At 63.3% G+C, this 8,756-nt stretch carries 8 protein-coding genes; 4 read left to right on the plus strand and 4 right to left on the minus strand.

Going from position 1 to position 8,756, the window contains the following annotated elements; genetic code table 11:
* Together ENTHG_RS10155 and entC are read right to left on the minus strand one after the other, a co-directional pair.
* The coding region (locus ENTHG_RS10155; RefSeq protein ID WP_044178726.1) for a (2,3-dihydroxybenzoyl)adenylate synthase at positions 1 to 1,476 on the minus strand (1,476 nt) is incomplete at its 3' end.
* Positions 1,477 to 1,485: 9 nt separating this feature from the next.
* Positions 1,486 to 2,661, minus strand: a complete 1,176-nt coding sequence (entC, locus tag ENTHG_RS10160) for an isochorismate synthase EntC (RefSeq protein ID WP_044179219.1) — start codon at positions 2,659 to 2,661, stop codon at positions 1,486 to 1,488.
* A 219-nt stretch (positions 2,662 to 2,880) separates the two neighbouring features.
* Between entC and fepB the strand changes: the two genes are divergently transcribed.
* A complete protein-coding gene (gene fepB, locus ENTHG_RS10165; RefSeq protein ID WP_044178729.1) occupies positions 2,881 to 3,801 on the plus strand; it encodes a Fe2+-enterobactin ABC transporter substrate-binding protein in 921 nt (306 codons plus the stop codon).
* 89 nt (positions 3,802 to 3,890) lie between these two features.
* Here the strand turns inward: fepB and entS are convergent, their stop codons facing one another.
* Positions 3,891 to 5,117, minus strand: coding sequence for an enterobactin transporter EntS (gene entS, locus ENTHG_RS10170; RefSeq protein WP_044178731.1), 1,227 nt, complete (start codon positions 5,115 to 5,117; stop codon positions 3,891 to 3,893).
* Between the two features lie 110 nt (positions 5,118 to 5,227).
* Between entS and fepD the strand changes: the two genes are divergently transcribed.
* Genes fepD through fepC form a run of 3 tightly spaced genes read left to right on the plus strand, consistent with a single transcriptional unit; the run spans position 5,228 to position 8,018 of the window.
* The gene (gene fepD / locus ENTHG_RS10175; RefSeq protein WP_044178733.1) at positions 5,228 to 6,232 is read left to right on the plus strand and encodes a Fe(3+)-siderophore ABC transporter permease; all 1,005 of its coding nucleotides are present in this window, start codon (positions 5,228 to 5,230) and stop codon (positions 6,230 to 6,232) included.
* A 35-nt stretch (positions 6,233 to 6,267) separates the two neighbouring features.
* Positions 6,268 to 7,221: an iron-enterobactin ABC transporter permease gene (gene fepG / locus ENTHG_RS10180; RefSeq protein WP_421957790.1), complete on the plus strand. Its 954-nt coding sequence runs from the start codon at positions 6,268 to 6,270 to the stop codon at positions 7,219 to 7,221.
* Positions 7,218 to 8,018, plus strand: coding sequence for an iron-enterobactin ABC transporter ATP-binding protein (fepC, locus tag ENTHG_RS10185; protein ID WP_044178737.1), 801 nt, complete (start codon positions 7,218 to 7,220; stop codon positions 8,016 to 8,018). The genes fepG and fepC overlap by 4 nt, the downstream gene beginning before the upstream one ends.
* A 74-nt stretch (positions 8,019 to 8,092) precedes the next feature.
* Here fepC and ENTHG_RS10190 read toward each other — a convergent pair.
* The coding region (locus ENTHG_RS10190; RefSeq protein ID WP_237567464.1) for a thioesterase domain-containing protein at positions 8,093 to 8,756 on the minus strand (664 nt) is incomplete at its 5' end.

Below are 8,756 nucleotides of genomic sequence, written 5' to 3' on the forward strand. Positions count from 1 at the left end.
AAAGCGGCGAATCGCCACCGCGCGCAGCGGCGCTTTCACCACCAGATACGCGCAGCTTTTTTCGCCCAGCAGGCTGTCTTCCATGCTGACCAGCGCCGCGTGAATAATAGCCTCGTGGCGCAGCAGTAAATTCTCGATCTCTTCGGCGGCGATCTTCTCTCCGCCACGGTTGATTTGATCTTTTTCACGCCCCTGAACGGTGATGTAGCCCTGTTCATCAATGGCAATCAGATCGCCGGAGCAGTAAAAGCCGTTCTCATCAAAGGCGCTGGCGTTGTGTTCAGGGCTTTTGTAGTAGCCGCGGAAGGTATACGGCCCCCGCGTCATCAGCCGCCCCACTTCACCGTGCGGCAGCGGGTTGCCGTTTTCATCCGCTACCCAGACCTCATCGTCCGGGCACATTGGCCGCCCCTGAGTGTTGAAGATACGTTCCGGCGCGTCGTCAAGCGCGGTGTAGTTCACCAGCCCTTCCGCCATGCCGAACACCTGCTGTAGCTGGCAGCCTATTTCATCAGGGATACGCGCGGCCAGGGAAGCCGACAGGCGCGCGCCGCCGACCTGCAGCAGCGCAAGCGACGCCAGCTGCGCTTTATTTGCGCCTTCGGCCAGCGCCTGTAACCACAGGCTGACCGCGGGCGGCACCAGCGACGTCACGTTGATCTGGTGTTGCGCAATAAGCGGGAAACAGAGCGTGGCGCTGGGATCGTGTGCCAGCACCACGCAGCCGCCCGCCAGGAACACACCCAGCGAACCGGGCGAACTCATGGCGTAGTTATGCGCCGCGGGCAGCGCGTTCAGGTAGCGGGTCGCGGCGCTGATGGCGCAAATCTCATTACTGCGGCGAATGCTGTAGTAGTAGTCATTGTGGGTGCGCGGAATCAGCTTCGGCGTGCCGGTGCTGCCGCCGGAAAGCTGGAAAAAGGCCACCTCATCGGCAGGCGTCGGCGTGGCGATAAAGCGCTGCGCCGGGCGGTCGATAGCCGCGTCCAGCGCCTGGTCGCCCTCGCCGTGGCGCAGCAGCACGGCGCGCACGCTGGTATGCGTCCGGCAAAAGTTCGGTAAAAAGGCGCTATCGGCAAACAGCGCATGGTCGCGGTCGGCAATCAGCAAGGCAGGCGCAATCTGCGCCGCGTAGGCGTTAAGCTCCGTGCGCTGGTGGCTAAAGAGCGCGTTCACCGGCGCGATGCCCGCCTTTAGCAGGGCGAAAAAGGTAATGTAAAACTCGGCAACGTTGCCCAACTGCACCAGCGCCGTTTCACCACGCTGAATGCCTCGGGCCTGCAAGGCGCAGGCGAGATTGTCGGCAGCCTGATTCAGCTGGCGGTAAGTGAACCGACGTTCTCCGTCAATTACCGCAACGGCGTCGCTGTCGGCATGGCGGGTCAGAATATCGGTCAGGGGTAAGTCCTGCCAGTAGCCCTTTTCACGGTAACGCCTGGCAAATTCATCCGGCCAGCGGGTAAAAGGAATGGTCATCATCGCTCCTTAATTCAGGCCAAAAACATTTAACATCGTGGAGAGCTTTACGCCGGTTTCACGCCACTCCGCCTCTGGCGAAGACGCAGGGATAATCCCGGCACCGGCAAACAGGCGGACACGGTTTTCCCGCAGGCGCGCACAGCGAATCGTCACCACCCACTCGCCGTTGCCCTCTTCATCGCACCAGCCGACAATGCCGCCAAACAGCTCGCGATTAAAAGGCTCCAGTTCGGCTATCACTTTTTTCGCCGCCTGATGCGGGAAGCCGCTCAGGGCGGGAGTGGGATGAAGCAGGCAGGCCAACGTCAGGGCCGTTTCGCCGGGTAGCGCGACGCCTTCAATGGGGGTGGCCAGGTGCCATAAGGTGGGCGTCGTCACCAGCTGCGGCGTATCGGGCAGGGTCAGGGCGCGGCTGCGTGGGGCCAGCACCGCTTTCATCGCCTGGGTCACCAGTTCATGTTCCCGGCGATCTTTGGCTGACGCCAGCAGCCGGTTGCCCGCCTCACGATCGAGCATATCGTCCGGCTGGCGACGGGCCGAACCCGCCAGCGGCAGGGAGCTGAACGCCTCCCCCTCTTTGCGCAGCAGCAGTTCCGGGCTTGCGCCCAGCAGCACGCCGCCATCCTCAAGAGGAACATGGAAATTGAAGCTGGCCGGGTTCTGCGCGATGAGGCGCTCCAGCAGCAGGCCGCTGTTGAGGGGAGCGTCGGTGGTAATATCAATCAGCCGCGACAGCACAACTTTGTTCACTTCCGGCGTGGCGGTGAGCGTGGCGGCGCGGGCAACCATCGCCATAAACTCCGCCTGCCCCGGGATGGCGGCGCGCGCCGTTACGCCGGGCATCGCCGGGCTGGAAAAGTAGCGGGCCGCCTGCTGTCTGGCCGGGCGGGAGAACGCGTGCCAACACTGCGGAATGAACAGCGAAGAAGGCTGACGGGTGTCAAAGGGAATAGCGCCTGCCAGGATGGGGCGGGTAACGCCCTGGGCGCGCGCGTCGGCGAAGGCGCGGGCAACCTGGCGCTGGAACCCGCTGGCCGGATCGTCGCCGCCAGCGGCTGGCGCGTTAACCCTGGCAACACAGCCGGATGCGGTGAAACTGCGATACGGCGACATAAACAAAAACCGATCTGCCGGGAGCGGGCTCGCCGTCTGCTGAACATCCTCAGCCAGTGACGTATCCATATCATCCTCCGAAATGATAAATATATTACGAATGATTATCATTTTAATTTTGGGTCGGTAAGCTAAATCTTATGTTCCGCCATGTCAACCGCGGCGCAACTTTCTGCGGCGAGTATCGCTTGCATCGCTGGCGCGCAATGATGAAAATGAGAAGCATTAGCTCATAAGAAACAGGATAACGCAGTGAGATTCCCTCCGATATGCCGTGCCGCCTTTGTGATGGCGATGTTAATAGCAGGTCTGAATGCCGCCCTCGCCGCCGACTGGCCGCGCCAGGTAACGGATAGCCGCGGTAGCCACACCCTTGACAGCAAGCCTGTACGCATTGTCTCCACCAGCGTGACGCTAACGGGCTCGCTGCTGGCGATTGACGCCCCGGTTATCGCCAGCGGCGCCACCACGCCGAATAACCGTTTCGCCGACGATCGCGGCTTTTTACGTCAGTGGAGCGACGTAGCGAAAGCGCGCAAGCTCGCCCGGCTTTATATTGGCGAACCGAATGCTGAAGCGGTGGCCGCCCAGATGCCGGACCTGATTCTGGTTAGCGCCACTGGCGGAGACTCCGCCCTCGCCCTGTACGATCAGCTCTCCGCCATTGCCCCGACGCTGGTGATTAACTACGACGACAAAAGCTGGCAGGCGCTGCTAACCCAGTTGGGCGAAATTACCGGCCACGAGCAGCAGGCCGCCGCGCGCATCGCGCAGTTTGCCCGCCAGCTGGCGGATGTCAAAGCGCATATTACCCTTCCGCCGCAGCCGGTCAACGCGCTGGTCTATAACCCGGCGGCGCGTAACGCCAATATGTGGACCCGCGACTCGGCGCAGGGTCAATTATTACAGGAGTCAGGCTTTACTCTCGCCGCGCTGCCTGCCGGGCTGCAAACCAGCCACAGCCAGGGCAAACGTCACGATATTATTCAACTGGGCGGCGAGAATTTAGCGGCGGGGCTGAACGGCGAGGCGCTGCTTTTGTTTGCAGGCGATGAGAAAGATGCCGACGCGTTACGCGCCAACCCGCTGCTGGGGCACCTGCCAGCGGTGCAAAATAAGCGGGTATACGCGCTGGGCCCGGAGACATTTCGTCTGGATTACTACAGCGCCACCCAGGTACTGCAACGCCTGTCGGCGCTGTTTGGCTAAAGCCCGACTATTCCCGGATGCGGCGCTGCCTTATCCGGGCTACGGAACTGCAACGCCTGTCGGCATCCGGGATCGCCCGGTACGACGCTTCACTGCGCCTGGCGGAACTGGCGCAGCGTCTTCAAACTCACCACCAGTATCCCCCCTGTCAGCGCCAGCGCAAAACCGCTGCTGCTTGCCGAGGCCGCTGGCGTCATAACGGCGCCCAGCCCGCCCAGGATAGCCGCGCCGATGGCGTCGCCGGTGACGTTCTGCGCGGTCCATAGCCCGTTTATGCGCCCAAGCATCCCCTCCGGGGTCTGCGTCTGAATTAGGGTGTATTGCAGCAGCGAACTGATGGCGCTCAGCCAGCCAAATAGCGCGAGGCACAGCGCCCCCAGCCCCCAGAAAGGCATCAGGCTGAACAGACCAATCGCCACAAACGCGCCGACGGAGGTCCACAGCATCAGCCAACCCGGTCGCGCGGCGTGCGCCAGCCGTCCGCTGGTCAACGCGCCGACGACCGCCCCCAGCGGTATCGCCGCATAGAGCAGGCCAATCTGCGCGGCGGACATGCGCCAGTTAATCGCCAGGGCCGGGTAGAGCACCCGCACCGCGCTCGCCATCGTCAGCAGCGCGCCCACCAGCGCAATGCCGCCAATCAGCGGGCTGCTGAACAAAAAGCGTAACCCGGCGACGAGCGAACGCAACGGATGCTCCCGCTGCTGCGGGGGCGGTGGCAACAGCGGCAGCGTCAGCAATGGCAGCAGGGTAATAAAGGTGCCCGCCGCGGCCAGCGCATAGTTCCACGCCACGCCGCCGGTCGCCAGCAGCAGGCCGCCGCACAGGGGCGAAATCACCGACCCCAGCCGCACGGTCAGCATGGTAATCGCCCCCGCCTGCATCAGATTTTCCCGACCTACCAGCGCAGGGGTAGCGGCCAGCAGCGCCGTTACGCCCAGGGAGGCAAAAAAGCCATCCCATAACCCAAATAAATAGATTGCCAGCAGTGACGGCTCCGGCAGGAGCGCGTTCAGCCACAGGCCGATAAAGCCAATACCGCAGGTGCCGCGCGCCAGTAGAATAAGTTTTTTTCGCTCGTAGCGATCGGCCAGCACGCCGCCCGCCATCAGCCCGACAAACATCGCCCCGCCGGTGAGCGTCACCGCCAGCCCCACCTGCCAGCTTGAGTGGGTCATCATCTGGATCTGCACCGGCACCGCTACCCCCAGCAATCCCAGCGATAAAATGGAGATAAACCGCGCCAGAAACACCGCGCGAAAAGCCGGATGGGTTTTCAACAGGCTAAGGTTGAGCAGCCAGGATTGTCGGTTCATTACAACGCCTTAACACGATTTTTTTGCTTCATTCGGAGGGCGTGCATGGTAACATAACCAAATAAGATCGATAACGATAATTACTATCATTATCAAGTCAGGGACGTTTTATGTCGTTTAGCCGTTCCCCGGCGCGCGTGCTCACCGTTACCGGGTTATTCATACTACTTATCATTGCGATGGCGCTGAGTCTGTTTCTCGGGGCGAAAACGGTGCCTGCCAGCGTGGTTATCGACGCGCTCTCCGGCACCTGCCAGAGCGCCGACTGTACTATTATCCGCGATGCCCGCCTGCCGCGGACCCTGGCCGGACTACTGGCGGGCGGCGCGCTGGGGCTGGCGGGCGCGCTGATGCAGACCCTCACCCGCAACCCGCTGGCCGACCCGGGCCTGCTGGGCGTGAATGCCGGCGCCAGCTTCGCTATCGTGGTCGGCGCGGCGCTGCTGGGCGCCACCACCCCTCTGGAACAGATGGCGCTCTCGTTCTGCGGCGCGCTGGCGGCCTCGCTGGTGGTGGCTTTCACCGGCAGCCAGGGCGGCGGGCAGCTGAGCCCGGTGCGTCTCACCCTGGCCGGGGTGGCGCTGGCGGCGGTACTGGAGGGGTTATCGAGCGGTATCTCTCTGCTCAATGCGGATGTGTATGACCAGCTCCGGTTCTGGCAGGCCGGTTCGCTGGATATCCGCACTCTGCAGACGCTGAAAATCGTCCTCATTCCGGTGCTGCTGGCGGCGGGCGTCGCGCTGCTCTCCAGCCGGGCGCTCAACAGCCTGAGCCTCGGCAGCGATACCGCTACGGCGCTGGGCAGCAGAGTAGCGCGCACGCAGCTGCTGGGGCTGCTGGCGATTACCGTACTGTGCGGCTGCGCCACTGCGGTGGTCGGCCCGATTGCCTTTATCGGCCTGATGATGCCTCACCTCGCCCGCTGGCTGGTAGGGGCGGATCACCGCTGGGCGCTGCCGGTAACCCTCATCGCCACCCCTGCCCTGCTGCTGTTCGCCGATATTCTTGGCCGCTTTCTGGTGCCCGGCGAACTGCGGGTGTCGGTGGTCAGCGCCTTTATCGGCGCGCCGGTGTTGATTGTCCTGGTACGCCGCGTGCGGGGAGGTAGCCTGTGACAGCGCCCTCCCGTCGGCTGATAATCAGCAGCATTATGCTCCTGGCCGCCTCTCTGGCGCTGGCGGTCTGGGGCCTGTGCAGCGGGGCGGTCACGCTCGATATCGGCCAGGTTTTTGATGCCCTTAGCGGTAATGCCCCCCGCGCGATGGAACTGGTGGTCATGGAGTGGCGCTTGCCGCGGGTGACGATGGCGCTGCTGACAGGCGCGGCGCTCGGAGTAAGCGGCGCAATATTTCAGTCGCTGATGCGTAACCCGCTGGGCAGCCCGGATGTGATGGGGTTTAACACCGGGGCCTGGAGCGGGGTGCTGGTGGCGATGGTGCTGTATGGCCAGGATCTTACTGCCATAGCCCTGGCGGCAATGGCGGGCGGCGTGCTTACCTCGCTGCTGGTCTGGCTGCTCGCCTGGCGCAACGGCATTGAAACCTTCCGCCTGATTATTGTCGGTATCGGCATCCGTGCCATGCTGGTGGCCTTTAACACCTGGCTCTTAATGCACGCGACGCTGGAGACCGCCCTCTCTGCCGGTTTGTGGAATGCCGGTTCGTTAAACGGGCTGACCTGGGGGAAAACGGTGCCCTCCGCGCCGTTTATCGTGCTGATGTTTATCGCCGCCGCCCTGCTCTGCCGCCGTATGCGCCTGCTGGAGATGGGGGACGACAGCGCCTGCGCCCTTGGCGTCAGCGTCGAACGTTCGCGCCTGATGCTGATGCTGGTCGCCGTGGTGCTGACCGCCTCGGCGACGGCGCTGGCGGGCCCCATCTCTTTCGTCGCGCTGGTGGCTCCGCACATTGCCCGCCGTATCAGCGCCACCGCGCGCTGGGGGCTGACGCAGTCCGCCCTTTGCGGCGCGCTGCTGCTGCTGGCGGCGGATATGTGCGCCCAGCGGCTGTTTATTCCTTATCAGTTACCGGTTGGCGTGGTCACCGTCAGCCTCGGCGGTATCTACCTTATCGCCTTGTTAATTCAGGAGTCGCGCAAAAAATGAGTGAGATCCAGCACCGCTTGCGGGGCGAACGGCTGACGCTGGGCTACGGTAAAAAGATCGTGGCCCGGGAGCTGAGCGTGACCATTCCTGATGGTCACTTCACGGCTATCATCGGGCCGAATGGCTGCGGCAAGTCGACGCTACTGCGCACGCTGAGTCGCCTGATGACGCCAGAGCAGGGTCACGTCTATCTGGACGGCGAGCAGATCCAGCGTTTCGCCAGTAAAGAGGTGGCAAGGCGCGTGGGGCTGCTGGCGCAAAACGCCACCACGCCGGGCGATATCACCGTTCAGGAACTGGTCGCGCGCGGGCGCTACCCTCACCAGCCGCTGTTTACCCGCTGGCGGAAAGAGGATGAAGAGGCGGTAACGCGCGCCATGCGGGCGACGGGGGTAGAAGAGCTGGCGACGCAAAGCGTGGACACCCTCTCCGGCGGACAGCGCCAGCGCGCGTGGATAGCCATGGTACTGGCCCAGGAGACCGCCATCATGCTACTTGATGAACCGACAACCTGGCTCGATATCAGCTATCAGATCGATCTGCTGGAGCTGCTCAGCACGCTGAACCGTGAGCAGGGATATACCCTGGCGGCAGTGCTGCACGATCTTAATCAGGCCTGCCGCTACGCCACCCATTTAATCGCCCTCAAAGAGGGGAAAATTGTCGCCCAGGGCGCGCCGAAAGAGATTGTGACGGCGGAGCTTATCGAAGCCGTGTATGGATTACGCTGCACGATCATTGACGATCCGGTGGCGCATACGCCGCTGGTAGTGCCGCTGGGCAAATATGCGGGGTGAGGCTTTCCCGGGCTACCTGAACCGTAGCCCGGATAAGGCGTTACGCCGCATCCGGGAATGTCACCGGAGTACCCTTACTCCAACAGTTCACGTAACACCGGGCCGAGGGTGGCGAAGGCGGCTGGCGAAATAATATCCACATGGGCGCAGTCCTGGCGATAAACCGCCAGCTCACTGACCCAGGGGGCCCAGGCGGCGTGGGGGTCCATCCCTTCCGGCAGTGTACGTTCCGCCACAAACAGCGTGGCTTTACCGTCAAAGGGTACGCTGTGGGCAGTGGTCAGCAGCCGCACCGCATCGGCGTAATTGCCTTCGATCGCGCTGAACAGTTCCGTCGCCCCCTGCCCCTGCTGCGCGGCCAGAAACGCCTGCCGCTCACGTTCAATTTCCGCCAGCACCGCCGGGTCCAGGCCGTGAGCCTCTTTTTCCGCCCAGTTTTGCGTCTCCGGCGGCCAGGTATCCAGCAGCCCCAGGAAAGCCACCTCTTCGCCGCGCTGACGCAGCCGGGCGGCGATGCCCTGCGCTAATGTACCGCCCAGGGAATAGCCCAACAGGTGATACGGCCCGCGCGGCTGCTCCGCCAGCAGGGTGGCGAGATGCTGCTCGCACACCTCATCCAGCGTCGCCGCCTGCTGCATCGGGCCGTGCGGGCNCGGCGACTGGATGCCGGTAATGCTCCAGCGCGGCGACAGATAGCGCGCCAGCACGCTGAACTGCCAGGCAAATCCCGACGCCGGG

This window comes from Phytobacter massiliensis JC163 (assembly GCF_000321045.1).
GTDB lineage: Bacteria > Pseudomonadota > Gammaproteobacteria > Enterobacterales > Enterobacteriaceae > Phytobacter_A > Phytobacter_A massiliensis.